The organism is Desulfovibrio desulfuricans (assembly GCF_004801255.1).
GTDB classification, from domain to species: domain Bacteria; phylum Desulfobacterota; class Desulfovibrionia; order Desulfovibrionales; family Desulfovibrionaceae; genus Desulfovibrio; species Desulfovibrio desulfuricans_C.
The window spans coordinates 3,004,628-3,029,559 of sequence record NZ_CP036295.1; the positions used below are offsets into that span (position 1 = coordinate 3,004,628).

A 24,932-nucleotide genomic window follows, 5' to 3' on the forward strand; every position below is an offset into this window, starting at 1 on the left:
CCGCGCGATGAAAGGACTATTTCATGGCCAAAAAAGCTGAAAACAAAATTCCAACCCCCGAACACGAATCCGAAGAGTGGGTTCGCGTGGACAGCAACGGCAAACCTCTGGCCGACCAGGCTCCTTCCGCCGAAGAGCTGGAGGCCCAGCTGGCTGGCGCCAACCGCGCCCACACCGAGACCCTCGGCGACGCTTGGGCTGTGCTTACGGGGCAGAACCCGGCCGCCATCATGGGGCAGATCGCCGCTACGGTCATGCACGAGGGCGGCACGCGTCCCGCGTGGCAGTGGAAGCGCGGCGGCAAGGACCACATCCTGCTGGCCTGGCCGCAGGAGCAGCCCGTGAGGGCTGGCGTGCTTGTGGCAGGCGTTGAGGGCGAAAAGCTCGCCCCCGTCACGGCCACCCCCCTGCTTGAGGGCCTGCCCAACGACCTTACGGTTGAAGAGGTGCACCCCTGGCAGACCGGCGTGGAAGCCAACGTGGCCGTCAGCATGCTTGAGGGCAAAAGGCCCATGTGGTTTTACGACCCGCTCTACAGCCGCGACAAGGACGACCTTACCCCCGGCATCACGCATACGTTTTTGCTGGCCGGTCTGGCCTTTGGCCTGCGCAAGGCCCTGCTTGACGAGATCACCATCACCCAGGGCGCGCGCTACGAGGCCTACGCGGAAGCCTGGCTTGCCGACAACCCCGGCACGACGCGCCTGGACGTCCCCCCCCTCAAGGTGAATGTGAGCAACCGCCACATGATCATGCCTGGCCGCAACTTTTGCGAATACCAGATGCGCGCCACCATTGAGGAAGTGCAGGACTGCCAGCTTGAAAAAATGCCGGTAAAAGTGCTGTACGTGAGTTTTCCGTTTGACGACCGCGAGCCATTGCGCCTGCCGGTGTACGTCTCCAAAATGGTTTTGGGCGATTATGAGCCTGAAGTCGGGCACGAGGTCGATGCCTATGTGTGGCTGCAAGGCCGCATCATTGACATGGACCAGGGTCCGCAGCAATAATATAAAGAAGGGCCGCGCCCCCCGCGCGGCCCTTCATCTTCTGCCGCCAGTCCGTCCTGCCGCCAGCATTTGCGGCGGCCTGCGGCAGAAAGCCCTACGGGGCAAACGGCACTGTTGTACAGGCAACAACCTTGCAGCTGCCACACAGGTTCAGGCCTGATCAATCTCTCCCCCCTCAGTCTGCACCCGCGCGTATCATCCGCCGTGATGTTTCAGCTTTGCCGCCTTGCCGGTCAGAGCGCGGCACTTAACGGCATTATCGTCCATATCAGGCAGCATCCGGCTGCATGCAGCTATGGACAAAGCCCGGCAACTTAGCAAAACTAGCGCCGTACCAACACCGCGTTGAGCAGAGGACATATGCAAGAAGCCCACTTTGCAGCGCCCTTCATGGGCACGGGGCAGTGCCTTGATACCCTTAACCGGGTCTTGGCCGCCCTATCGCCGGGCCATTCGTTTCACGATTCGTTGCGCGAACTGCTGGCGGCACTGGCTGAAGACATGCACTTTGACCGCCCCCACATCGTGGTGCAGGACCCGGAAAGCGGCGAACTCAAACTCTCGCTCTCTTATGGCCCGGCAGACGCGCCCGAGGCGGCCTACGAGCCGGGTTCGGGCATTACGGGGCAGGTTTTTGCCGAGGGCAGACCCATTATTGTTTCCTGTATGCAGGGACGCCCCGACTTCCAAAACCGCCTGTTTGGCCGCAGTCAGGAAGAAATGTCGCGGCTGGCGTTTATCAGCGTGCCCGTGCGCGTTGAAAACGCCGACCAGAGCGAGGTTATCGGCACGCTGAGCGCCGACACCCCCACAGCGCCCGATACGGAGCTCGACCTGCGCTGCCGGTTTCTTGAAACCGTGGCAACCCTTGTGGGGCGTCAGGTGGCGCGCCTGCAGGAAGAAATGGCCCGACAGCACTTTTGCATGCTGCCCGACGAACCCCTCGTCAGCGGCATGCCCGCCTCGGTTATCGCCACTTCCAAAAGCCTGCGTCACGTGCTGCGCCGCCTCACTCAGGCCGGGGCCAGCCGGGCCACAGTACTTTTGCGCGGCGAGTCGGGCGTAGGCAAAGAGCTGATGGCCCAGGCCCTGCATTCCGCAAGCCCACGGCGCTCGCAGCCTCTGGTCATGCTCAACTGCGCCGCCCTGCCCTCAGAACTCATCGAAAGCGAGCTTTTTGGCTGGCGCAAGGGCGCATTTACCGGCGCGGTACAAAACCGTGCAGGGCTCTTCCGCCAGGCGGACAAGGGCACGCTGTTTCTGGATGAAATCGGCGACCTCTCCACAACAGCGCAGGCAAAGGTGCTGCGCGCCCTGCAGGAAGGCGAAATACAGCCTCTGGGCGACGAACGGCGCTACAAGGTGGACGTGCGCCTGGTCTGCGCCACCAACCGCCCGCTCGAAGAACTGGTGGAGCAGGGGTTGTTTCGCGAGGACCTGTACTACCGTATCAACGTCTTCCCCGTGTTTATCCCGCCGCTGCGCGAGCGGCCGGAGGACATTCTGCCCCTCACCGAGCATTTTTTGGGCATGTTCAGCAAGGAATACGACCGCCCGGTGCGGCGCATCTCCACGCCCGCCATCGACCTTTTGCTGCAGTACCACTGGCCCGGCAACGTGCGCGAGCTTAAAAACGTCATGGAACGCGCCGTGCTCATCTGCGAGGATGCAGTGCTGCGGGCTCACCACCTGCCAAGCACCCTGCAAAGCGCCGAGAGCAGCAGCACAGGCCCCACCGGCGGCGGTCTGGGCTTTAACGAAACCATCGCCCGCGTGGAACAGGAATTTATCGTGGACGCCCTCAAAAACGCCCGGGGCAACATCCATCAGGCGGCGCGTGACCTTGGTATAACATACCGTATTATTTATTATAAAATGAAAAAATACGGTATTGACCATCGCCGTTTCGCGCCCTCCTCGCCAACCTAGCAATCCACGGCCCACGCCGGGCTATAGGCATTGTCCCCCAATATAAAGACCCCGGTCAGACAGCTGCAAACCTGTCTGGCCGGGGTCTTTTTTCTGTTGTTTTTAGCAGCAACGCCCGCAAATACCGCCTTCGGCAGAGCAATTATACAAAATTGTTTTAAAAATACGGCAATTTTACAAAATTGTTTTATAGACAACCGGGGCCTGCAATTTTTAATAAATAATTATAATGATTTATATACAAACGCCCTCTGGTACGGCTCTTGCTTATCTGTGAAGTGAAGCAAGTAGCGCGCGGCAACCATGGGGGTGCGCCGCGTGAAAGACAAATGACAGAACGGTCCAAGGAGGCTTTACATGTTCAAGAAAACATTGGCGGCGTTTGCTCTCATGCTCGTCACCCTGTGCGGCGCGGTACACGCCAAGGCAGCGGACGACACCATCAAGGTCGGCATTCTGCATTCGCTCTCCGGAACAATGGCCATCAGCGAAACCACGCTGAAAGACGTCATGCTCATGCTCATTGACGAGCAGAACAAAAAAGGCGGCCTGCTGGGCAAAAAGCTGGAGCCCGTGGTGGTGGATCCCGCCTCCAACTGGCCCCTGTTTGCCGAAAAAGCCCGCGAGCTGCTGAGCAAGGACAAGGTCGCCGCCGTTTTTGGCTGCTGGACCTCGGTTTCGCGTAAATCCGTGCTGCCTGTGTTTGAAGAACTCAACGGCCTCCTTTTTTACCCCGTGCAGTACGAGGGTGAGGAATCCTCGCGCAACGTCATCTACACCGGCGCGGCCCCGAACCAGCAGGCCATCCCCGCTGTGGACTACCTGATGAACGACCTCGGCGTTAAACGCTGGGTTCTGGCCGGTACGGACTACGTGTTCCCCCGCACCGCCAACAAGATCATCGAAGCCTACCTGATTTCCAAGGGCGTGAAAAAGGAAGACATCCTTATCAACTACACCCCCTTTGGCCATTCCGACTGGCAGTCCATCGTTGCTGAAATCAAAAAGTTCGGCAATGCGGGCAAAAAGACCGCCGTGGTCTCCACCCTCAACGGCGACGCCAACGTGCCTTTTTACAAGGAACTTGCCAACCAGGGCATCACTGCCGCCGACATCCCGGTCATGGCTTTCTCCGTGGGCGAAGAAGAACTCTCCGGCATAGACACCAAGCCTCTGGTGGGCCATCTGGCCGCCTGGAACTACTTTATGAGCGTGGACAACCCTGCCAACAAGGCCTTTATCAAAAAGTGGCACGACTTTACCAAAAACCCCAAGCGCACGACCAACGACCCCATGGAAGCCCACTACATTGGCTTTAACCTGTGGGTGAAGGCTGTGGAAAAGGCCCAGAGCACCGACGTGAACAAGGTTCTGAAGGCCATTGTGGGCCTTGAAACCCCCAACCTCACCGGCGGCATGGCCAAGGTTCTGCCCAACCACCACATCACCAAGCCCGTGCTGATTGGCGAAATCCAGGCCGACGGACAGTTCCAGGTTGTCTGGGAAACCCCCTCCGTGGTTCCCGGCGAGGCATGGTCGCACTACCTGCCCGAATCCAAGGACCTGATCGGCGACTGGACCGACCCCATCAACTGCGGCAACTACAACACCAAGACCAAGAAGTGCGGCGGCGCTTCCAAATAGCCGCCACCGTCTGAACCTGTCGCGGGGGCCCGCGTGGCCCCCGCAATTCCCCCCACGGCAGGCCTTTCGGGTCAGCGGCAGCGACCCGGCAGACCAGAAAAAAAGGATATGCTCATGCGCACGGCGCTTTTGCTCTGCAGCCTCATACTGTTCAGCCTGCCTTCGGCAGTGCTGGCGTCCGGCCCGGAACCGGACGAGAATGCCGGGGGCGCGGTTTCGACTCCTTCCGCGTCCCCGGAGCAAATTTTATCATCCATCCTCCCTGCCGATCTGCTCAAGGTGCTGGTAAGCCCCAAGGTTCTGGACAGGGATGCGGCCATTGCCGCGCTGGAAAAGGATGACAGCAGTATTGCCGCGCCACTGCGCGAAAAACTGCTGGAGGCCCTGCTACGCAATACCCTGCTGGCCGACGCCGCCGCCGGAACGCTCTTTGTGGGCGACGATGCCGGTCAGGCGCGCCAGCTTGACGCCACCGGCAACCTGGGCGCGGCCCGGCCTGCCGACAGCCTGCGCAAAGTGGGCACGAGCAACCGCCAGCGCCAGCGCATTACGGACATCCTCAACGCCCAGGCCCTTACCTCCACAGACACGGCAAAGCGCCGTCTTGCCTCTGCGGCCCTGATGGAAGGCGCAACCCCGCCGCTCAAGGCCGAGGCCCTGCACACGCTGCTGGCTGCGGAAAAGGACGAGGCCGTGCGCGCCAACCTTGAGGCGGCCCTGGCCCTCTACGTAGCTGCCGACCCCGCCGCCGTGCGCTCCGACCAGCTTGCAGCCGTAAACGCCCTGAACCGCAACGGCAGCCCCGCCGCCCTCAACGCCCTGCGCGGCCTTGCGGGCACGCCGGACAGCGCCGTGGCCAAGGCTGCGGACGACGCCCTGTATGCACAGCGCGTTTCCGCCCAGTGGGGGCAATTTTTTGAAATGCTCTTCTTCGGCATGAGCCTGGGGTCCATTCTTGTACTGGCGGCCATTGGCCTTGCCATCACCTTTGGCGTCATGGGCGTCATCAACATGGCGCACGGCGAGCTGATCATGCTTGGGGCCTACACGGCCTGGGGCATGCAGCAGCTTTTGCCGGGGCAGCCGGGGCTTGCCCTTATTCTTGCCGTGCCCGCCGCCTTTCTGGTGAGCGGCGGCATGGGCGTGCTGCTCGAAAAAACCGTCATCCGCTTTCTCTATGGCCGTCCGCTCGAAACACTGCTGGCCACCTTTGGCATCAGCCTTGTGCTGCAACAGGCCGTGCGCACGGTTTTCTCTCCCCTCAACCGCGCCGTGCAAAACCCCGACTTTATGAGCGGCGTGTGGCAGATTACCCAGCATTTCAGCCTGACCTGCAACCGCGTGTACATCATCCTGTTCTGTCTTGCCGTGTTTGCCCTCATCCACATGGCCATGCACCGCACCCGTCTGGGGCTTGAGGTGCGCGCCGTGTCGCAAAACAGGGCCATCGCCCGTTGCATGGGCGTGCGCGCCTCGCGCGTGGACGCGCTGACATTTGGCCTTGGCTCGGGTGTCGCCGGCATGGCTGGCGTTGCCCTGAGCCAGGTTTCCAACGTGGGGCCCAACCTGGGCCAGACCTACATTGTGGATTCGTTCATGGTGGTGGTGTTTGGCGGCGTGGGCAACCTGTGGGGCACGCTTACCGGCGGTCTGGCGCTGGGCATTGCCAACAAGTTTCTGGAGCCCGCCAGCGGGGCCATGCTCTCCAAGATCATCATTCTGGTCTGCCTTATCCTGTTCATCCAAAAGCGCCCGCGCGGATTGTTTCCGCAAAAGGGCCGCGCGGTGGAGGCGTAAATGGCGACCGACATCTTTGAACGCGAAAGGCTGCTCAACGCGCCCACACGCAATTTTCTGGCTGTCACGGCGGTGCTCTCTCTGGCAATTGTTGCCGGCAGCCTGCTGCCCGCAACCAACGCCCTGCACGTACCGGGCTACATGGTAACCCTGCTGGGCAAATATCTTACCTATGCCCTGCTGGCGCTTTCCGTTGATCTCGTCTGGGGTTTTATGGGCGTGCTCAGCCTTGGACACGGGGCCTTCTTTGCCTTGGGCGGCTACGGTTTTGGCATGTACCTTATGCGGCAGATCGGCGCGCGCGGCGTGTACGGCAACGCCAATCTGCCGGACTTCATGGTGTTTTTAAACTGGAAGGAACTGCCGTGGTTCTGGCTGGGCAGCGAGCATTTTGTGGTGGCCCTGCTGCTGGTGGTTTTGCTGCCGGGGCTGCTGGCCTATGTTTTTGGCAGGCTGGCCTTTGGCTCGCGGGTTTCGGGCGTGTATTTTTCCATCATGAGCCAGGCCATGACCTACGCCCTCATGCTGGCCTTTTTTCGCAACGAAATGGGCTTTGGCGGCAACAACGGTCTTACGGATTTCAAGACCCTGCTGGGTTTTGAACTGCAGAACGACGGCATGCGCACAACGCTGTTTGCCTGCTCGTCCATCGCGCTCATGGCGGGCTACTGCCTGTGCCGGGCAGTGACGGCATCGCGCCTTGGCCGCGTGTGCGTGGCCGTGCGCGATGCGGAAAGCCGCGTGCGCTTTATCGGCTACCGGGTGGAGAGGTATCAGGTGGCGGTGTTCACGCTGTCGGCCATACTGGCGGGCATTGGCGGCGCTCTGTATGTGCCGCAGGTGGGCATCATCAACCCCGGCGAATTTTCACCCCTCAACTCCATTGAAATTGTGGTCTGCGTGGCCCTTGGCGGGCGCGGACGGCTGTACGGAGCCGTGCTTGGCGCGTTTGCGGTCAATGCCTTCAAAACCTGGTTTACGGCTGTGCTGCCCGAAGCCTGGCTGTTTGCCCTGGGCGGCATGTTTGTGCTGGTGACCATCTTTTTGCCGCAAGGGCTGGCCGGGCTGCCCGACCAGTGGCGCAACCGCGCCTCACGCGGCGCCGCGCCAGATTCCCCAGCCGGTTCCGCAAACGAAGGAGGCGCGGCATGAAGACCCAGCAGGATATTTTGCATGGCCGCAGCCTTGAGGACGTAGCCGAAGCCGCGCGCGCCTATGAAGAATCGCACTCCCCCTTTGACAAGCGCCCCATGAAGATGCGCGCACGCCCACCGCGCAACATGATGTCCAAGCCCGACATCGCGCTGTACCTCGAAAAAATCAGCGTGAGCTTTGACGGCTTCAAGGCGCTCAACGACCTGACATTCTATGTGGACAAGGGCGAACTGCGCTGCGTCATCGGCCCCAACGGGGCGGGCAAAACCACCATGATGGACGTCATCACCGGCAAAACCCGGCCCGATACCGGCTCTGCCTGGTTTGGCCGCACCTGCAACCTGCTGCAGATGGACGAGGTGGCCATTGCCCAGGCGGGCATAGGACGCAAATTTCAAAAGCCCTCGGTCTTCGAGGCGCTCAGCGTGCTGCAAAACCTTGAGCTGGCGCTGGCTGGCGACAAGCGGGTATGGCCCACCTTCCGCGCCAGGCTTTCTGGCGGCGACAAGACATTTATCGAAGAAGTGCTGCAACGCATCCGTCTTACGGAGCTGGCCCGCATGCAGGCGGGCAAACTCTCGCACGGGCAAAAGCAGTGGCTCGAAATCGGCATGCTGCTCATGCAGAAGCCCCAGTTGCTGCTGCTGGACGAGCCCGTCGCGGGCATGACCCCGGAGGAAATGGACCGCACCATCGAGCTGCTGCACGACCTTGAGGGCGAGCAGAGCATCATGGTAGTGGAGCACGACATGGAATTTGTGCGGGCCATTGCCCACAAGGTCACCGTGCTGCATCAGGGCAGCGTGCTGGCCGAGGGAACCATGGACGAAATGCAAAACCATCCCGCCGTGGTCGAGGCCTATCTGGGCGAACCCCTGGACGCGGCCTAGCAACGGCCAGACCACTGGCAAGACAGCCGCAACCAGCCAATTTTCGAGCCACATGCTCCAGGAGGAGCGTAATGCTGCAAATTACAGGTCTCAACCAGTTTTACGGCGAAAGCCATATCCTGCGCGACGTCAACCTTGAGGTAAAGGCCGGTTCGTGCGCCTGCCTCATGGGGCGCAACGGCGTGGGCAAAACCACGCTTTTGCAATGCATCATGGGCGTGCTGCCGTCGCGCTCGGGGCATATCTTTTTGGAAAAAACAGATTTGCTTCCGCTGCCTGTGGAGCAACGCGCGGCCCTGGGCGTGGGTTACGTCCCGCAGGGCCGCCAAATATTCCCCCTGCTGACCGTGCGTGAAAACATGGAGCTGTCGCTGCCCATGCGCAAGGACAAGGCCGGGGCAATCCCCTCATTCATCTTTGACTTTTTTCCCGTGCTGGGCGAAATGATGCATCGGAGGGGCGGGGATCTTTCGGGCGGGCAGCAGCAACAGCTGGCCATCGCCCGCGCCCTTGCGCTTGAGCCGCGTCTGCTCATCCTGGATGAACCCACCGAGGGCATCCAGCCCAACATTGTGCGCGATATCGCCACAACTATCCGCAGGCTCAACGAAGAAATGGGCCTCACCGTGCTGCTGGTGGAGCAAAAGGTTCCCTTTGCCCGCCGCATGGCCGATACCTATATGATCATGGATCGCGGGCATATCGTTTCGCAGGGCGACATGCACGGCCTGGACGACGCCACGGTCAAGGCTTTTTTGAGCGTCTAGCATACACCGCAGCCCAACGGGAAACAGCATGTCCAACGCCCCCGTCCACAACGCCGCTCAGGCTCTCCACGGCCACTGCTTTACGCCTGACCGGCGCTGGAGCGCGCGCATGGAGCTCGCCTTTGCGGTGCGGCAGGGGCGCACCACGCTTACAAAAATGCGGTTCAACGGGCCGCTGCGCGTGCAGCGGCCCTTCTACCCAGAGGCCGCGCCCGCCAGCGCGCCGGGCAGGGGCGCACCATCCCAGCCCTGCCACTGTTGCCTGCTGCACCCGCCGGGTGGACTTGTGAGCGGCGACGACCTGTGCCTTGACGTGCGGCTGGAGCAAGGAACGCATGCCCTGCTTACCGCTCCCTCGGCCTCCAAATTTTACGCAGCCGATTCGTGCAACGTGGCCCAACGCCAGACCAATAACCTGCGGGTTGAGGGCGGCGTGCTTGAATGGCTGCCGCGCGAAACCATCATCTACGACGGCGCGCGGGCCGAAATGCGCACCACAGTTGACCTGGATGCCGCCAGCGCCTGCATCGGATGGGAAATGATCTGCCTGGGCCGCCCTGCAGCGGGTGAAACCTTTGCCGGGGGCAGCGTACGCCAGAGCCTCAACCTGAGCCGTCAGGGCGCGCCCCTGCTGCACGAGCTGCTGCGGCTTGATGGCGGCGACGCCCTGCAGAACGGGGCTTGCGGGCTGGGGGCGCAGCCGGTATCGGCCACGCTGTTTGCCGTCGGGCGCGGGGCGGATGCCGACGGCTCCACAGAGCAGGCCGGGCGCGATCTTGAGGCGCTCGACGCCTGCTGCGCAACCCTGCAAGACATGCTTTCGCCCAACCGTGATTTTGACGATGCGCCTGAGGGACAACCCCCCGCCGCAAGTGCCGTTTCTGCCCAGGCGGCAGTTGCCCTGCCCGCCCACATGGGGCAGCGCGCCGGGGCTACCGTGCGCGGCGGCGTGCTTGTGGTGCGCTATCTCGGGCCGGATATGGAAGAAGCCCGCAGCCTGCTGCTCACAGCCTGGGGCCTGCTGCGCCCTGCCCTTGTTGGCTGCCCGCCGCACATGCCGCGCATCTGGTACGGGGCTTTTTAAGGGTATTTGCGCAGCCATGGATCTTTGCAGCCAAGCTGTAACCATAGTGTTTTAAGGAAATATTGCGGCATACCGCACACACTGGAGGCATCATGGAACTTTTGCCCAGAGAAAAAGACAAACTGCTGCTTTTTACCGCCGGCCTGCTGGCCGAGCGGCGCAAGGCGCGCGGCCTCAAGCTCAATTATCCCGAGGCCGTGGCCTACATCAGTCTGGCGGTTCTGGAAGGCGCACGCGACGGGCAGACCGTGGCCGAGCTCATGGGGTCGTGCCGCAACCTGCTCACGCGCGAGGACGTCATGGATGGCGTGCCCGAGATGGTTCATGAGGTACAGGTTGAGGCGACATTTCCCGACGGCACAAAGCTTGTGACCGTTCACGACCCCATCCTGTAGCCCGCGCTGGACGCGGACACCCCACACTTGGCAACCGTTGCGCAAACGCAAGGGGGACGCATGATTCCCGGTGAATATCACATCGCGGAGGGCGACATAGCCCTCAACGCGCTTTCTGAAGGGCAAGAAGTGGTGCTGGAAGTTTCCAACACGGGCGACAGGCCCATCCAGGTGGGCTCGCACTACCATTTTTATGAAGTAAATCCCGCCCTGACCTTTGCCCGCGAATCCGCACGCGGCATGCGCCTGGACATACCAGCCGGAACCGCCGTGCGCTTTGAGCCGGGGCAAAAACGCGAAGTGCGCCTTGTGCCCTACGTGGGCTCGCGCCGCGTGTTCGGCTTTCGCGGTCAGATCATGGGCCCGCTGGACGCCAGCGCCCCAAGGGAGGAAAAAGCATGATCCGCATTCCCAGAAGCCAGTATGCCGAGCTTTACGGCCCCACCACGGGCGACCGCATCCGCCTTGCCGATACGGAGCTGTGGATTGAGATCGAACGCGACCACACCGTCTACGGCGACGAGGTCTGCTTTGGCGGCGGCAAGGTCATCCGCGACGGCATGGGCCAGAGCCAGATCAGCAACGCCGACGGCGCCATGGATACGGTCATCACCAATGCCGTCATCATGGATGCGGCGCTCGGCATCATCAAGGCCGACCTTGGCATCCGCGACGGGCGCATTGCCGCCATCGGCAAGGCCGGCAACCCCGACGTGCAGCCCGATGTGGACGTGATCATCGGCCCCGGCACAGAAATTATCGCGGGCGAGGGCAGCCTGCTTACTGCTGGCGGCATGGATTCGCACATCCATTTTATCTGCCCGCAGCAGGTGGAGGAGGCCCTTGCCAGCGGCATCACCACCATGCTTGGCGGCGGCACCGGCCCGGCCACGGGTACCAACGCCACCACCTGCACCCCTGGCCCCTGGCATCTGGAGCGCATGCTGGCGGCAACCGACTCTCTGCCCATGAATTTTGGCTTTTTGGGCAAGGGCAACGCCGCTATGCCCGACGCCCTGCGCGAACAGCTCGAGGCCGGGGCCTGCGGTCTTAAACTGCACGAAGACTGGGGCACCACTCCGGCCGCCATTGATACCTGCCTCAGCGTTGCGGACGAATACGACGTGCAGGTGGCCATCCATACCGACACGCTCAACGAGGGCGGCTTTGTGGAAGACACTCTGGCCGCCTTCCGGGGCCGCACCATCCACACCTACCACACCGAAGGCGCTGGCGGCGGCCATGCCCCCGATATTCTGCGGGCCTGCTCCCTGCCCAACGTACTGCCCTCGTCGACCAACCCCACCCGGCCCTACACGGTCAACACCGTGGACGAGCATCTGGACATGCTCATGGTCTGCCACCACCTCAACCCCTCCCTGCCCGAGGACGCGGCCTTTGCCGACTCGCGCATCCGGCGCGAAACCATCGCAGCAGAGGATATTTTGCAGGACATGGGCGTTATTTCCATGATTTCGTCCGACTCGCAGGCCATGGGCCGCGTGGGCGAGGTCATTATCCGCGCATGGCAGACCGCCCACAAAATGAAGGTGCAGCGCGGCCCCCTGCCCGAAGACCGGGGACACGGCAACGACAACTTCCGCGTGCGGCGCTACCTGGCCAAGTACACCTGCAACCCTGCGGTCACGCACGGTCTTTCTCACGCCATCGGCGCTGTGGCTCCCGGCCTTTTGGCCGACCTTGTACTGTGGAAGCCCGCCTTTTTTGGCGTCAAGCCTTCGCTGGTCATCAAGGGCGGACAGATTGCCGCCGCCCCCATGGGCGACGCCAACGCCTCCATCCCCACGCCCCAGCCCATGCACTACCGGCCCATGTTCGGCGCGCTGGGTCAGGCGGCTGCGGCGGCCAGCCTGAGCTTTGTTTCCCGCGCCTTCATGGAAAACGGCGGCGAGGGACGCCTGCGCGAGCTGGGCCTGCTGCGGGGGCTCTCGTCCTGCCGGGGCACGCGCACCCTGTGCAAGAGCGACCTGCTGCTCAACAGCGCAACTCCGGCTATTTCCGTAAATCCGCAAACGTACGAGGTCCGCGCCGACGGCGAAATTCTTACCTGCGCCCCGGCGGAGGTGCTGCCGCTGGCGCAGCGGTACTTTCTCTTTTAGGCAAAACCCAAGGAGCGGCCATGCTGGAATTTACCGAAAACATGGGACAGCGCACCAATCTGGAGCCTGCGGCCACCCTCACCCTCACATGGGAGCAGCGCGGCAAATGCCGCCAGCGGTTGCGTCTGGATAACGGCGAAGAGGCCGGGCTGTTTCTCACACGCGGGCAGGTTCTGCACGACGGCGATATTCTGCGGGCTGGCGACGTGCTGGCCGTGGTGCGCAACTGCGCGGAACCCGTGATAACGGGCATTGCCCCCAACTGGGAGACCCTGGCCCGCGCCTGCTACCATCTTGGCAACCGGCATGCCGCCCTGCAGCTGGGGCATAAGTGGCTGCGCTTCATGCCTGACCATGTGCTTGAAGAACTGGCGGAGAACCTTGGCCTGCGACTGCGCCGCGAAACCCTGCCCTTTGAGCCTGAAGGCGGAGCCTATGGCGGGCACGGCCACAGCCATGGCTGAACAGCAAGAGCCTTCAGCAGCGGCCCCGGCAGCGTGTCCCGCGCAGATGCAAGCGGACAGGGCCTCTTTTGTCGAGGCAGCCGCAACCTTGCAGCCCGGGGGCCGCGCCTGCAGCGCCGCCTCATGGCACGGGCCTGACTTTGGCCTGACGGCCCTGCTCTATCTTGCTGGGCAATCACTGCCGGTGGGCGGGTTTGCCTGGTCGCAGGGGCTGGCGGCCGCTGTGGAACGCGGACACGCGGGCACAGCCGAAGGCGTGCGGTGCTGGCTGTGGGGCGTGCTGCGGCTGGGGCTTGCCCGCAATGATCTGCCTCTCCTGCTGCGCATGCACGCCGCGGCTAGCAGCGCCGATGCCGAGGCGCTGACCCGCTGGAACGCCCTTATGCTGGCCGGGCGCGAGAGCCGCGAGCTGTGGCAGGAAGAACTGCAGATGGGCCGCGCCCTGCGCCGCGTTTTGCATGATCAGAACATGCTGCTCGCCTGGCCGCTGCCGCAGGACGCGGGCTACACGGCCTGCTTTGCGGTTGCCGCCGTCATGCTTGACCAGCACGCCCGCAGCATGCAGCCCTTTTGCGACCCTGCCGCCCAACTGCGCGCCGGGGCGGATGCGGCCTGCGCCTATGTGTGGAGCTGGCTGCAAAACCAGGTGGCCGTGGCCTGCAAAACCGTGCCGTTGGGGCAGACTGCGGCGCAAAAACTGCTGCTTGAATTTATGCCCGCAGTGCCGCAGATTGTGGCGCAGGCGGCGGCCCTGCCCGATGACGAAGTGGGCTCAAGCCTGCCGGGCCTGGCCCTGTGCAGCGCAGGGCACGAACGGCAATATACCCGACTTTTCAGGAGTTGAAGTCATGACCAACAGACCCTGCCTGCGAGTGGGCGTCGGCGGCCCTGTGGGCTCCGGCAAAACGGCCCTCTTGCGCCACCTGTGCATGCGCCTGCGCAAGCACTACAACATGGCCGTCGTCACCAACGACATTTACACCCGCGAAGATGCGGAATTTTTGCTGCGGCACAACGCCCTTGAGGCCGACCGCATCATCGGCGTGGAGACGGGCGGCTGCCCGCACACCGCCATACGCGAAGACGCCTCCATGAACATACAGGCCATCGAGGAACTTCAGGCCCGCCATCCCGGCCTTGAGCTGGTGCTGGTGGAGAGCGGCGGCGACAACCTTTCCGCTACTTTCAGCCCGGAGCTGGCCGACCTGACCATCTACGTCATCGACGTGAGCGGCGGCGACAAGATTCCGCGCAAGGGCGGCCCCGGCATCACCAAGTCTGATCTGCTCATCATCAACAAGGTTGACCTTGCGCCCATGGTGCACGCCTCGCTGGACGTGATGGAGCGCGATACCCGCCGCATGCGCGGCGAACGGCCCTATGTGCTCACCGAAATGCTTTCGGGCGCTGGCATCGAGGCCGTCATTGCCTTTATCATCCGCGAGGGCATGCTGCGCCAGCCGGAAAAGACCGTGTAGCACCGCTTACGGCGCGGCTGGGCCGACTGGACCGGCTGCCGACGCAAAAAGCCCGCATGACAATTTCATGCGGGCTTTTTTACTGATGTATACTTTTGCAGGCTGCTAGTCTGTGGCCTGGGCTTTGAGGGCATCCGCCTGGGCGGCGGTGCTCAGCGCCACCACCAGAGACTCGATTTCGCCTTCCATGATGCGGTCCAGAGAATACAGGGTCAGGTTGATGCGGTGATCCGTGCAGCGCCCCTGTGGAAAATTGTAGGTGCGGATACGCTCGGAGCGGTCGCCCGAACCCACCTGCGACTTGCGGTCAGCTGATATTACGGAATCGTGCCGTTCACGCTCTGCGGCCAGGATGCGCGAGACCAGCACCTTCATGGCGCGGGCCTTGTTTTTGTGCTGCGAGCGTTCGTCCTGACAGGTCACCACGGTGTTGGTGGGCAGGTGCGTGATGCGCACGGCCGATTCCGTCTTGTTGACGTGCTGGCCGCCAGCGCCGGAAGCGCGGTAAATATCGATGCGCAGGTCATCAGGGCGTATCTCCACGTCCACTTCTTCCGCCTCGGGCATAACGGCCACGGTGGCGGCGGAGGTGTGGATGCGGCCCTGCGCCTCGGTGGCGGGCACACGCTGCACGCGGTGAGTGCCTGCCTCAAACTTGAGGTGGCTGTACACCCTGTTGCCGCTGATAAGGCAGATGACTTCCTTGAGGCCGCCCGATTCGGAGGCCGACTCGCTCAACATTTCCACCTTCCAGCCCTTAATTTCAGCATAGCGCGTATACATGCGGAAAAGGTCGGCGGCAAACAGGGCCGCTTCTTCGCCGCCTGTGCCAGCGCGAATTTCAAGGATGGTGTTTTTTTCGTCCAGCGGGTCCTTGGGCAGCAGCAGGAGCTTGAGCTCCTGCTCAACCTCCGGCAGTTCGGCTTCGATACGGCGCAGATCTTCCTGCGCCAGTTCGCGCATTTCGGGGTCTTCGTCGCGCAGCAGCAGCTTGTTTTCAGCCTGCTCCTGCATCAATGCCCGGTGGCGGCGAAACATTTCCACTATTTCACGCAGATCGGCATGGGCCTTGGTGAGCTTGCGGTAGTGTTCCTGATCGTTGAACACATCCGGCTCGGCCAGAGCGTGCTCCAGCTCCATGAACTTTTTTTCCAGACCTTCCAATTTGGCGAACATATGGTGTCTCCAACACGCTGTGGACGGAAAACGAAAAAAGACGCGTCGCTGTCAGCCCAAAAGGCCGCCCGACGTGGCCGCACTGCCGCAAGCAGCGCCGCCGGGAGCGCTCAGCAGGACGGCTGCGCTATTGCGCGGTGTAGGCTACGGTGTGCACCCTTGCGCCGTCGTCGGGACCAAGGGCCTCGCGCAGGGCCACTACCGCCACCTCAAGCTGGCTTTCGTCAGGCTCGTAGGTGGTCAGCCGTTGCAGGGCAAGCCCGGGCGCACGCAAAATGGTCGCCCAAAAACCCTCGCGCAGCCTGGCCGCATAGCGGATAAGCTCGTAGGCCAGCGCACTGATGGGCACCATCAGCAGCAGCTTGACCGCAATGGTCAGGGCGTGCTTGGCCACCTCGCCCTGCGGCGTGTAGAAGTGCAGCATCAGGGGAACCAGCACCGCGTGCAGCAATATGGAAATGCTGATCACAAACAGCAAAAACGTGGTTCCGCAACGCGGGTGCAGGCGGCTTTTGCCCATGGCATTTGCGGCATCCACATCGCCACCGGCCTCGTAGGCATGGATGGTTTTGTGCTCTGCCCCATGGTACTGAAAAACACGGCGGATATCAGGCACATACGAGATAGCCTTGATATACCCCATGAAGATGCAGCACTTGAAAAAGCCGTCCCAGAGATGGAACGAAAGCCCTTCCACATCTCCGCCCACTCGCAGCCACATCATGCCCAGCGAAAGCAGATGCGGCACGACGACAAAAAGTCCCACCGCCATCAGCAGGGCCATGACCAGCGTCAGCACCAGATGCCAGCCGGAGATTTCCTCCTGCTCGCTCTGGGCCGCCGCCTCAACCGAGCGGTTGAGCGCCTTGATGCCGTTGACGAGGGTTTCGAGCAGCACAGGAAACCCGCGCAAAAAAGGTTTTTTGAGCAGCGGGTTGCTCGTGAGCGAAAACCACGGGCAACGCATGGCGCGAATGCCGCCGTCGGCCTGGCGCACCGCCAGCCCGTAGACGTCCCCGTGGCGCATCATCACGCCTTCCATGACGGCCTGACCGCCCACCGGGGCGCACTCCGCAGTCAAAAGAGCGAGGGCAAGCCGCAGCACACCGCTGGCGCACATGGTGCGTGGCGCGATTTGCCGCAAGCCTGCCCGCCGCGAACTTTCGGGCGTCATGCCAGAGCTGGAATCCCGGTAAAGGCCCGACCCTTGCTTACTTCTGGTCAAACTTAGCGTACTTCTTGCGGAAGCGGTCGATACGACCAGCGGTATCAAGAAAACGCTGCTTGCCGGTGAAGAAAGGATGGCAAGCGGAGCAAACTTCCACGTTGACCTGTTCGCCCTTGGTGGAGAGCACGTGCTCTTCATTGCCGCAAGCGCAGGTAATGGTGGCGTTGAACACTTTGGGATGGATATCGTTTTTCATGACAGCTACCTCGTGAACGCGGCATAATCCGGCTTGTTGAGCATTTCGGACGCCCGCGCGTTTTACCCTTGGCGCGACATAGTGCCGCACAAGGGCAAGCTATATAGCGCTCTTTTACTTCTTTGGCAAGTGCGGCGCACAGGCTTGGGCATAAAACGGTTTTGCGGGCTTGCCGCAATTTTTTTGCGGCCCCGTCGCACTCCCTGCGGGGACGTCTCACCATACCCTTCTTGTGGTTGCGCCGCCAAGCAGATATAAGACCTCCATGCCAAAATCACCCAGACAACGCGCCGACCAGCTCGTCTTTGAGCAGGGTCTTGCCGAAAGCCGCGAGCAGGCCCGCCGCCTTATCATGGCGGGCAAAATCATTCTTGAGCAAACCGTGCCCGGCGCGCCGCCGCAGGTTGTTCCCAAGCCTGGGCATCCTTTTGCCGCCGACACGGTCTTTGCCCTGCTGGAGCCGGAGCGCTACGTGAGCCGGGGAGCCTACAAGCTTTTGACCATCCTTGAACACTTCAGGCTGGATGTGTCCGGCTTTGTGTGCCTCGACGCCGGGGCCTCCACCGGGGGCTTTACCGACTGCCTGCTGCAAAGGGGCGCTGCACGGGTCTACGCTGTGGACGTGGGCAAAAACCAGCTGCACGAACGCCTGCGCGCCGACGGGCGGGTGATCAACCTTGAGGGCGTCAACCTGCGCCACGCGGACCAAAGCCTCATACCCGAGATGGTCGATCTGGTGGTTGCGGATGTTTCCTTTATTTCGCTCACCCTGGTGCTGCCCTCGTGCATGCCCTGGCTCAAGCCCGGCGGCATGCTGGCCACGCTCATCAAACCGCAGTTCGAGCTTGGGCCCGGCGAGACCGTCAAGGGCGTTGTGCGCGACGAGGCCGCCCGGCAGCGCGCGGTGGACAAGATACTGCTGTTTACCCAGGCCAATCTGGGCCTTGCCTGTCAGGGGGTGCTGCCCGCAGCCATCAAGGGCCCCAAGGGCAATCAGGAATACATGGCCCTGTTTGCGCGGCAGGGCTAGCGCAGGGGAGCGACTCGCCGCCCGCAGGGCAGGCTAATCATTATCCGTCAGAGGGTCGCTGTCTGACGCGGCGCCGTCCTCTTCATCAGGCTGGGCGGGCGTGGCGACGCTTTTTTTTACCGCAGGCGTAAACAGCCGCCCGCGCTGCACGGCCTTGCTGCCAAACCTGCCGCGCAAATCGTCCAGGGCCGCGTCCAGCTTTTGCCGCCGGGCTTCAACCTGCGGGTCCAGCCCCTGCGTGGCGGGCTTGACCGCGCCCGGCAAAAGCAGCTGGGCCACCGGCGCGTCAAAGCCGGAAACCCCAAGCCCGATGAGCCGCACCGGCTGGGGCAGCTGCAGCTCGCGCAGCAGTGCGCAACCAACATCAAAGATGGTTTCCGTGGCGTTTATGCCTTCCGGCAGGCTACGCGAGCGGGTGATCTGCCTGAAATCCGCAAACTTGACCTTGAGCGTCACCGTGCGCCCCCTATACCCGTGCCGCCGCAGCGAGGCCCCCACACGTTCGGCATGCGCCAGCAGCATGCGTTGCAAAAACTTGCGGTCGCGCGTGTCCTCCGTAAAGGTGCACTCCGCGCTTTCGCTCTTGGCGGTCCGCTCCGTCTCCACCCCGCGCGGATCGCGCCCGTGCACGCGTTCATACAGCACCCCGCCCCACTTGCCGTATTTGCGCACCATAAAATCCTGACTGTAGCGGCGCAGCTGCCCCACAGTACGCACGCCCAGCCCTTGCAGGCTCTGCACCATGCGCTTGCCCACGCCGGGTATTTTGCCCACCGGCAGGGTAAACAAAAAATCGTCCACATCCTCCTGCCGCAAAATATACACGCCGTCGGGCTTGTTGATGTCCGAGCATATCTTGGCCAGAAACTTTACCGGGGCCACCCCGGCGGAGCAGGTCAGCCCGCCCGTGACCTCGCGCACGCGAGCCTTCATGCGCAAAACAAGCTCCTCCAGCGAGCCAAAAAGGCGCTCAAGCCCTTTGCCGTCCACATAGGCCTCGTCCACGCTGGCCTGCTCCACAAGAGGCGAAAACTCCCCCAGCGCGGCCATGATGGCCCGCGAGAGCTCTGCATAGCGCTCATAACGGCCACGCACCACGATGGCCTGCGGGCAGAGCCTGCGGGCCGTGGCCATGGGCATGGCCGAATGCACGCCAAAGACCCGCGCCTCGTACGAACAGGTGGAAACCACGCCCCGCTGCTCACCCCCCACAATCACGGGCTTGCCGCGCAGGGACGGTTCGTCCATCTGCTCTACCGATGCAAAAAAGGCATCCATGTCTATGTGGATGATCATGGCAATATTCCAGGGCTGGCTTCACTGCGAGGTAAGGCGAGCTTTTACAGGCTACTTTTTTATTTCGTCAATACAGGTTTAAAAGATGGATTTTGCCCTCCGGCAAGGGAAAGGCCCGTTTCAGGACAGCAACCCGCAATGATGGCAGTCGCAGCTCACCTAAGAGAGATTTTGCCCTCCGGCAAGGAAGAACTGTTTTTTACGCAATGAGTGTACTCGCGTTAGTCGTTGCGACGCAGGAAGCTACGAATAAAGACAGCAACGATTTATGGTACACTCCTCGCAAAACACCGTTCTGACGCAGCCGGAGAACAAAAGAGCCTTATGTGAACCGCGACTAGTCGAGCTTTTCGCGCACGCGTGCCAACTCAGACTGCACATAAACCTCAGGCGCGCCCGCCGTGCGCAGCAAGTGTTCCGCCATGGCCAGCGCCACCTCGCGCTCGCCGCTGAACACGGCGTCCACGCCCTGCCCGCGCAGCGACCGGGCCTCGCTCACAAAGGCCGTGTGGGCCAGTACGGGCACGTGCGGGTTTACGGAGCGGGCAATGTGGGTCACTTCGCCCGCAGCAATACTGACGGAGGTCAGCAACAGGGCCTCGGCCTTTTCCAGACCCGCCTTGCGCAGCACCTCGGCCTGCATGGCGTCGCCGTGCACCACGGGCAGCCCTTCGCCCAGCAGCTGCCGCACGGTGTCGATGTTCATCTCCACCACCACAGGCAGCATGCCGCCGTGCCGCAAGATGCTGCAACAGCTACGCCCCACCGGGCCGTAGCCCACTACCACCACCAGCGCGCGGTCGCCCTCGCCCGGCGCAACCAGACAGGCGTCATGCTCGGCATGGTCGCCGTGCTTGCGGTTTTCCCATTTTTGGGCCAGCTCCTTGGCCTTGCGGTAGAGCATGGGGTTGAACGTGATGGAAATGATGGCCGCCGGAATAAGGGCGTTGTTCACCCGCTGGTCAAAAACCCCCAGGCTGATACCAAGCCCGGCAAGAATGAACGAAAACTCGCCCACCTGCGCCAGCGATGCGGCAACGGGCAGTCCCAGTCTGGCGGGTTTGCGAAACAGGTTTGTCATCAGCAGCGCCCCGAGAGGCTTGACCACCATAATCACCAGCAGGGTTACCAGCATGAGGGGCCAGTCTTGCAACAGCGAGGCAGGGTCAAACAGCATGCCCACAGAAACAAAAAACAGCACGGCAAAGGCGTCGCGCAGGGGCAGGGCCTCGGCGGCGGCGCGAGCGCTGAACTCGGACTGCCCCACCACCATGCCCGCCAAAAACGCGCCAAGCGCCATGGACGCCCCAAAAAACTGGGCTGCCGCCACGGCGATGCCCAGGGCCAGAGCCAGAACCGCCAGGGTAAACAGGTCGCGGGTTCCCGTGCGGGCCACATAGCCCAGAAAAAGCGGAATCAGCTTTTGCCCGGCCACCAGCGTAAAGACCGAGAGCGCCCCCAACTTGAGCAGGGTCATGCCCAACGCGCTCCAGAACTGACCGCCGGGCGACAGCACCGAGGGCAGCAACACCAGCAGCAGGATGGTAAAAATGTCTTCCACCACCAGCCAGCCAAGAGCCACATGCCCCGTGGGATTGTGCAGGTCGTGGTTGTCTGCCAGCACGCGGGTGAGCACAACGGTGCTGGCGACGGCGATGGCCATGCCGTACACCGCGCCCGACAGCAAATCAAAACCCAAAAGATGCAACAGCCCCATGCTGGCCGCGGTAGCCATGGAAATCTGCACCACGGCTCCGCCGGTCGCAATGAAGCCCACGGCCAGCAGGTCCTTGAGGTGAAAATGCAGACCCACGCCGAACATCAGCAGGATAACGCCAATCTCGGCGCACTGGGCCGCTGTGGAGGCGTCGGCCACAAAACCGGGCGAATGCGGCCCCACGATGATGCCCGCCAGCAGATAGCCCACCAGGGGCGAGAGGCGCAGTTTCTGGGTGATAAAACCAAGAACCAGAGCGGCGGAAAGCCCTCCGGCAAGCGTAAGGATAAGATTTACGTCATGGGGCATGGATGGTGCTCCTTTGGGGCCATGCAAAGGCAGGCCGCAAGCAGCTGAACGCCCTCGCTACTCGTCGGACTTCAGCCACTGCAGCCACAGGGTGCGGCGGCGGGGGCCATCCCCCTCGCACAGATAAACAGACTGCCACGTGCCAAGGCGCAGCTCGCCCTTTTCCACAATCAGCAAGAGGGACGGCCCGTGCAGCGTGGTTTTGATGTGTGCGTCGCTGTTGCCCTCGGCATGGCGGTAATCGCCGTGCTCCGGCGCAAGGCGGCTAAAGAAGGACAACATGTCGCGCTTTACGTCGGGGTCGGCCCCCTCGTTGACCGTAAGGCCGCAGGTGGTGTGCGGGCAAAACAGGGCCAAGGCCCCGCTCTGCCAGTGACCGCCGGTTGTCTTGCCGCGTACCAGGGCGCGCAGCTCGGCGGTGATGTCGATCATTTCACAACGGCTGCGTGTGGTTATTTCAAGATGTTCCACAACTGCCTCAGCGTGTAAATTCCAGCAGGTCCGAGCTTGCTATGCGGTCCAGCTCCTGCCGCGCATTTTCTGGTGTTTCGGTAAACAGAAAACCAAACAGGCCGTAGCGCGTAAAGTCGCTTTTGCGCACGTGCAGCACGCGGGCAAAACCCTGGCTCAGCGCGTCGTAGTCAAAACTGCGCACGGGCGGGCAGTTTTCGGGCTTGTTGAGCACAATGAGGGTGTACAGTTTGCCCTCGCGCCCGGCCAGGGCCTTATCCCAGTCTGGCCGCCGCCCCTCCAGAAAACAGCCGTAGGTGTGGAACCCCCAGGCAAACAGGGTCACGTCGGTGCAGCACCAGCCCGCAAAGCGCAGGGCGTTGAATTCAATGGGCCGGATGCGTCCATGGGCGTCGCGGCGCAGCTCCACGTGCGTGGGAAAGTTCCGCAGGCCCAGCAGGGCGTTGACCCGGTTGAACCAGCCTTCAAATTCCGCAAGATGCGCGCGCACGACCAAAGCGCCCGTGTAGTACAGGCGGTCGCTCACGTCCGAGGCCGAGGCAAACTCGTGCCGCAAAACATTGCAGATAACTGCCTGCCCCTGCTCGTCAAAATACACGTCCACGGCAAATTCGTCGCCGTCGATGTATTCTTCAATAAGCCAGTCTTCACTGTCCACCACGCTGTCGGGGTACTGATCGCGCCAGTGGACGGCCTCCTGTTCAATGGCGGCCAGCGCGGCGAGCCAGTCGGCCCGGTCGCGCACAATGCGCACGCCAAGGCTGAAAAAACCCACCGCAGGTTTGACCACGCAGGGCAGGCGCAGCTCTTCAAAGGGCAGATGCCGCAGGGCGTCAAGGCTGAGCCTGCGGTAAAAATAGTCGTCGTAAAGAGGCCGCAGCAGCTCGCGGGTCAAGGCTTTGTTTTTGAGTTTTTCGATGCTGCCCACAAGCTGGGGGTTGTCCACATGGGCGCTGACCCAGGCCAGTGAATTTTCTGAGCAGGTGTAGATGCGCGGGGGCGCGCCGCCCGCTGCGTCCGCCCGGCACAGTGCGGCAAAGTCGGCCTCCGCAACCAGATTCAGGGGCGCGGCCCCTGAAAGAGCGCGGGCGCGGGACAAGTCCCGCGCCACGGCATTGTCGAGCACCGGTTCCCGCCGGGCTGCCGCGTATTCCTGCAGCTCCGGCGAGACATATGGTTCGTCAAAAATTATCATGCGCCTCCCAACACGCGGAAGTACACCGCGGATTCTTTGAGCAGCCCCGCGTCCATGGTGCGCTGCAGGGCGTCGCTCATGGCGCGGGCCGTGGTTTCGTGGGTCATGAAGACCAGGGGCACGCCGTTGCCCTCGTCGCTCTTCTGGATAACCTGGGCCATGCTGATGCCCTCTGCGGCCATGCAGCCCGAGAGGTCGCGCAACACGCCGGGGGCGTCCTGCACCATGACGCGCACATAGTAGCACGAGCGCCATTCTTCGGGCGGCACAATGGAGGCCTTGGGCAGCTCCTTGCAGACAAAGCCGGTATTGTTGGGCCGCTCGTCGCGGGCAACGGCCAGCAGGTCGCCCAGCACGGCCCCTGCGGTGGGCAGGTCGCCCGCGCCGCGCCCGTGGAAAAACAACGGGCCGGAGGCGTTGGCGTCCACACGCACGGCGTTGTACACGCCGCCCACGCGGGCCAGCAAAAACTTGTGGTACACAAGGGCGGGGAACACCCCGGCCTCAAGCCGGATATTGCCCTCGCCGCAGCTGTCGTCGCCCTGTTTGTCCTCGGGGCAGGGCACCTCGCGCACCTGACCAATGAGCTTGATACGGTAGCCAAACTCGCGCGCAAGGCGGATATCCATGCCGGAAAGCCCGCGAATGCCGCGCACCGAGAGCGCCGTATAGGGATAATGCACCCCATAGGCCAGACGGATGAGCAAAATAAGTTTGTGGGCGGCGTCGTGGCCGTCGATGTCCAGCGTAGGGTCGGCCTCGGCGTAGCCCAGCTGTTGGGCCTGCTTGAGCGCAACGTCAAAATCCATGGCGTTGCTGGTCATTTCAGACAGAATATAGTTGCTCGTGCCGTTCAAAATACCCATGAGCGACTCGATACGGTTGCCCGTGAGGCTTTCTTTCAGCGTTTCGACAATGGGGATGGCCCCGGCCACGCTGGCCTCGTAGCGCAGGATGCGCTTTTTGCGGTCGGCCTTCTGGAACAGGGCAAGGCCTTCTTCGGCCAGCAGGGCCTTGTTGGCGGTGACAATGTGTTTGCCCTGGTCAAGAGCGCGGTCGATGATGGTGCGGGCGTTGTCGATGCCGCCGATAAGCTCCACCAGCACGTCGATTTCGGGGTCGTCCGTAAGGGCGCGATAGTCGGTGGTCAGCTCGGTTCCTGCGGGCAGCTGGGCGCTGCGGGCCTTGGTGGCGTTGCGCACCAGAACCTTTTTGAGCACGATGCCGCGCCCGCAGCGGCGGCGGATAAGATCGGCATTTTCGTCAAGCAACCGCACAAGGCCGCCGCCAACGGTACCAAAGCCCGCAAGGCCTACCACCAGGGGTTTGTCGCTGTTCTTTGTCATGTCGTCTCCCAATCTGCTGCCTAACCCCGGTGTGTCCGCCGCGGGCCTGCGCGGTTGTTGGCCATGTGCGGCCTTATGGTTGCGGCGGCGGGGCCGGAACTAGTCCCGACCCCGCCGATTTCAGTTATTCTGGCCTCGTCTCATCCCGTCCGAAAACCGGTTTTTGAAAGCGAGCTTTTGTTCCCTGGCAAGAAAACGGCCCGTTTCAGGCCAAGGATAGTAAGCTGGTGCATACCTG

The 24,932-nt window shown here is 62.4% G+C and carries 23 protein-coding genes; 15 read left to right on the plus strand and 8 right to left on the minus strand.

The features are described from left to right. Positions 1–23: 23 nt before the first annotated feature. From DDIC_RS12660 to ureG, 14 genes are all read left to right on the plus strand, one after another. Positions 24–1,007 carry a hypothetical protein gene (locus DDIC_RS12660; protein ID WP_136400774.1) on the plus strand — a complete coding sequence of 328 codons (984 nt, stop codon included), beginning with the start codon at positions 24–26 and terminating at the stop codon, positions 1,005–1,007. A 360-nt stretch (positions 1,008–1,367) separates the two neighbouring features. Continuing rightward, positions 1,368–2,936 (plus strand): sigma-54-dependent Fis family transcriptional regulator, encoded by a 1,569-nt coding sequence (locus DDIC_RS12665; RefSeq protein WP_247647486.1) that lies wholly within the window; start codon positions 1,368–1,370, stop codon positions 2,934–2,936. A 357-nt stretch (positions 2,937–3,293) separates the two neighbouring features. Next, positions 3,294–4,580 carry an urea ABC transporter substrate-binding protein gene (gene urtA, locus DDIC_RS12670; protein ID WP_136400775.1) on the plus strand — a complete coding sequence of 429 codons (1,287 nt, stop codon included), beginning with the start codon at positions 3,294–3,296 and terminating at the stop codon, positions 4,578–4,580. Between the two features lie 114 nt (positions 4,581–4,694). Further along, positions 4,695–6,377 (plus strand): urea ABC transporter permease subunit UrtB, encoded by a 1,683-nt coding sequence (urtB, locus tag DDIC_RS12675; RefSeq protein WP_136400776.1) that lies wholly within the window; start codon positions 4,695–4,697, stop codon positions 6,375–6,377. Further along, positions 6,378–7,529 carry an urea ABC transporter permease subunit UrtC gene (gene urtC / locus DDIC_RS12680; RefSeq protein ID WP_136400777.1) on the plus strand — a complete coding sequence of 384 codons (1,152 nt, stop codon included), beginning with the start codon at positions 6,378–6,380 and terminating at the stop codon, positions 7,527–7,529. Then, complete coding sequence (gene urtD / locus DDIC_RS12685; RefSeq protein WP_136400778.1) at positions 7,526–8,422, plus strand: urea ABC transporter ATP-binding protein UrtD; 897 nt, start codon at positions 7,526–7,528, stop codon at positions 8,420–8,422. Before urtC ends, urtD begins: the two co-directional genes overlap by 4 nt. Positions 8,423–8,493: 71 nt before the next feature. Beyond that, positions 8,494–9,189: an urea ABC transporter ATP-binding subunit UrtE gene (urtE, locus tag DDIC_RS12690; protein WP_136400779.1), complete on the plus strand. Its 696-nt coding sequence runs from the start codon at positions 8,494–8,496 to the stop codon at positions 9,187–9,189. A gap of 28 nt (positions 9,190–9,217) precedes the next feature. Beyond that, positions 9,218–10,273: an urease accessory protein UreD gene (locus DDIC_RS12695; protein ID WP_136400780.1), complete on the plus strand. Its 1,056-nt coding sequence runs from the start codon at positions 9,218–9,220 to the stop codon at positions 10,271–10,273. Positions 10,274–10,365: 92 nt separating this feature from the next. Next, positions 10,366–10,668: an urease subunit gamma gene (gene ureA, locus DDIC_RS12700; protein WP_136400781.1), complete on the plus strand. Its 303-nt coding sequence runs from the start codon at positions 10,366–10,368 to the stop codon at positions 10,666–10,668. 60 nt (positions 10,669–10,728) lie between these two features. Then, the gene (locus tag DDIC_RS12705) at positions 10,729–11,070 is read left to right on the plus strand and encodes an urease subunit beta (RefSeq protein WP_136400782.1); all 342 of its coding nucleotides are present in this window, start codon (positions 10,729–10,731) and stop codon (positions 11,068–11,070) included. Beyond that, a complete protein-coding gene (ureC, locus tag DDIC_RS12710) occupies positions 11,067–12,788 on the plus strand; it encodes an urease subunit alpha (protein ID WP_168732556.1) in 1,722 nt (573 codons plus the stop codon). The genes DDIC_RS12705 and ureC overlap by 4 nt, the downstream gene beginning before the upstream one ends. A 20-nt stretch (positions 12,789–12,808) precedes the next feature. Next, positions 12,809–13,252, plus strand: a complete 444-nt coding sequence (gene ureE, locus DDIC_RS12715; RefSeq protein WP_136400783.1) for an urease accessory protein UreE — start codon at positions 12,809–12,811, stop codon at positions 13,250–13,252. After that, positions 13,224–14,096 (plus strand): urease accessory protein UreF, encoded by an 873-nt coding sequence (locus DDIC_RS12720; RefSeq protein ID WP_168732557.1) that lies wholly within the window; start codon positions 13,224–13,226, stop codon positions 14,094–14,096. Before ureE ends, DDIC_RS12720 begins: the two co-directional genes overlap by 29 nt. Positions 14,097–14,100: 4 nt before the next feature. Next, complete coding sequence (ureG, locus tag DDIC_RS12725; RefSeq protein WP_136400785.1) at positions 14,101–14,730, plus strand: urease accessory protein UreG; 630 nt, start codon at positions 14,101–14,103, stop codon at positions 14,728–14,730. A gap of 105 nt (positions 14,731–14,835) precedes the next feature. Here the strand turns inward: ureG and prfA are convergent, their stop codons facing one another. The 3 genes from prfA to rpmE form a co-directional block, all read right to left on the minus strand. Then, positions 14,836–15,906: a peptide chain release factor 1 gene (gene prfA / locus DDIC_RS12730; RefSeq protein ID WP_136400786.1), complete on the minus strand. Its 1,071-nt coding sequence runs from the start codon at positions 15,904–15,906 to the stop codon at positions 14,836–14,838. A gap of 127 nt (positions 15,907–16,033) precedes the next feature. After that, positions 16,034–16,948, minus strand: a complete 915-nt coding sequence (locus DDIC_RS12735) for a DUF1385 domain-containing protein (protein ID WP_136401143.1) — start codon at positions 16,946–16,948, stop codon at positions 16,034–16,036. A 169-nt stretch (positions 16,949–17,117) separates the two neighbouring features. Next, the gene (rpmE, locus tag DDIC_RS12740; protein ID WP_136400787.1) at positions 17,118–17,330 is read right to left on the minus strand and encodes a 50S ribosomal protein L31; all 213 of its coding nucleotides are present in this window, start codon (positions 17,328–17,330) and stop codon (positions 17,118–17,120) included. 265 nt (positions 17,331–17,595) lie between these two features. On the opposite strand from rpmE, the gene DDIC_RS12745 reads away from it, so the two are divergent. Then, the gene (locus tag DDIC_RS12745; protein ID WP_136400788.1) at positions 17,596–18,360 is read left to right on the plus strand and encodes a TlyA family RNA methyltransferase; all 765 of its coding nucleotides are present in this window, start codon (positions 17,596–17,598) and stop codon (positions 18,358–18,360) included. 33 nt (positions 18,361–18,393) lie between these two features. Here the strand turns inward: DDIC_RS12745 and DDIC_RS12750 are convergent, their stop codons facing one another. From DDIC_RS12750 to DDIC_RS12770, 5 genes are all read right to left on the minus strand, one after another. Next, a complete protein-coding gene (locus DDIC_RS12750; protein ID WP_136400789.1) occupies positions 18,394–19,656 on the minus strand; it encodes a DNA polymerase IV in 1,263 nt (420 codons plus the stop codon). 337 nt (positions 19,657–19,993) lie between these two features. Beyond that, a complete protein-coding gene (locus DDIC_RS12755; protein ID WP_136400790.1) occupies positions 19,994–21,682 on the minus strand; it encodes a cation:proton antiporter in 1,689 nt (562 codons plus the stop codon). A 57-nt stretch (positions 21,683–21,739) separates the two neighbouring features. After that, complete coding sequence (locus DDIC_RS12760; RefSeq protein WP_136400791.1) at positions 21,740–22,153, minus strand: secondary thiamine-phosphate synthase enzyme YjbQ; 414 nt, start codon at positions 22,151–22,153, stop codon at positions 21,740–21,742. Between the two features lie 7 nt (positions 22,154–22,160). Continuing rightward, positions 22,161–23,348, minus strand: a complete 1,188-nt coding sequence (locus tag DDIC_RS12765) for an ATP-grasp domain-containing protein (protein WP_136400792.1) — start codon at positions 23,346–23,348, stop codon at positions 22,161–22,163. Then, entirely contained in the window at positions 23,345–24,694 is a 1,350-nt protein-coding gene (locus tag DDIC_RS12770; RefSeq protein ID WP_136400793.1) for a homoserine dehydrogenase, read from the minus strand. The genes DDIC_RS12765 and DDIC_RS12770 overlap by 4 nt, the downstream gene beginning before the upstream one ends. Positions 24,695–24,932: the final 238 nt, after the last annotated feature.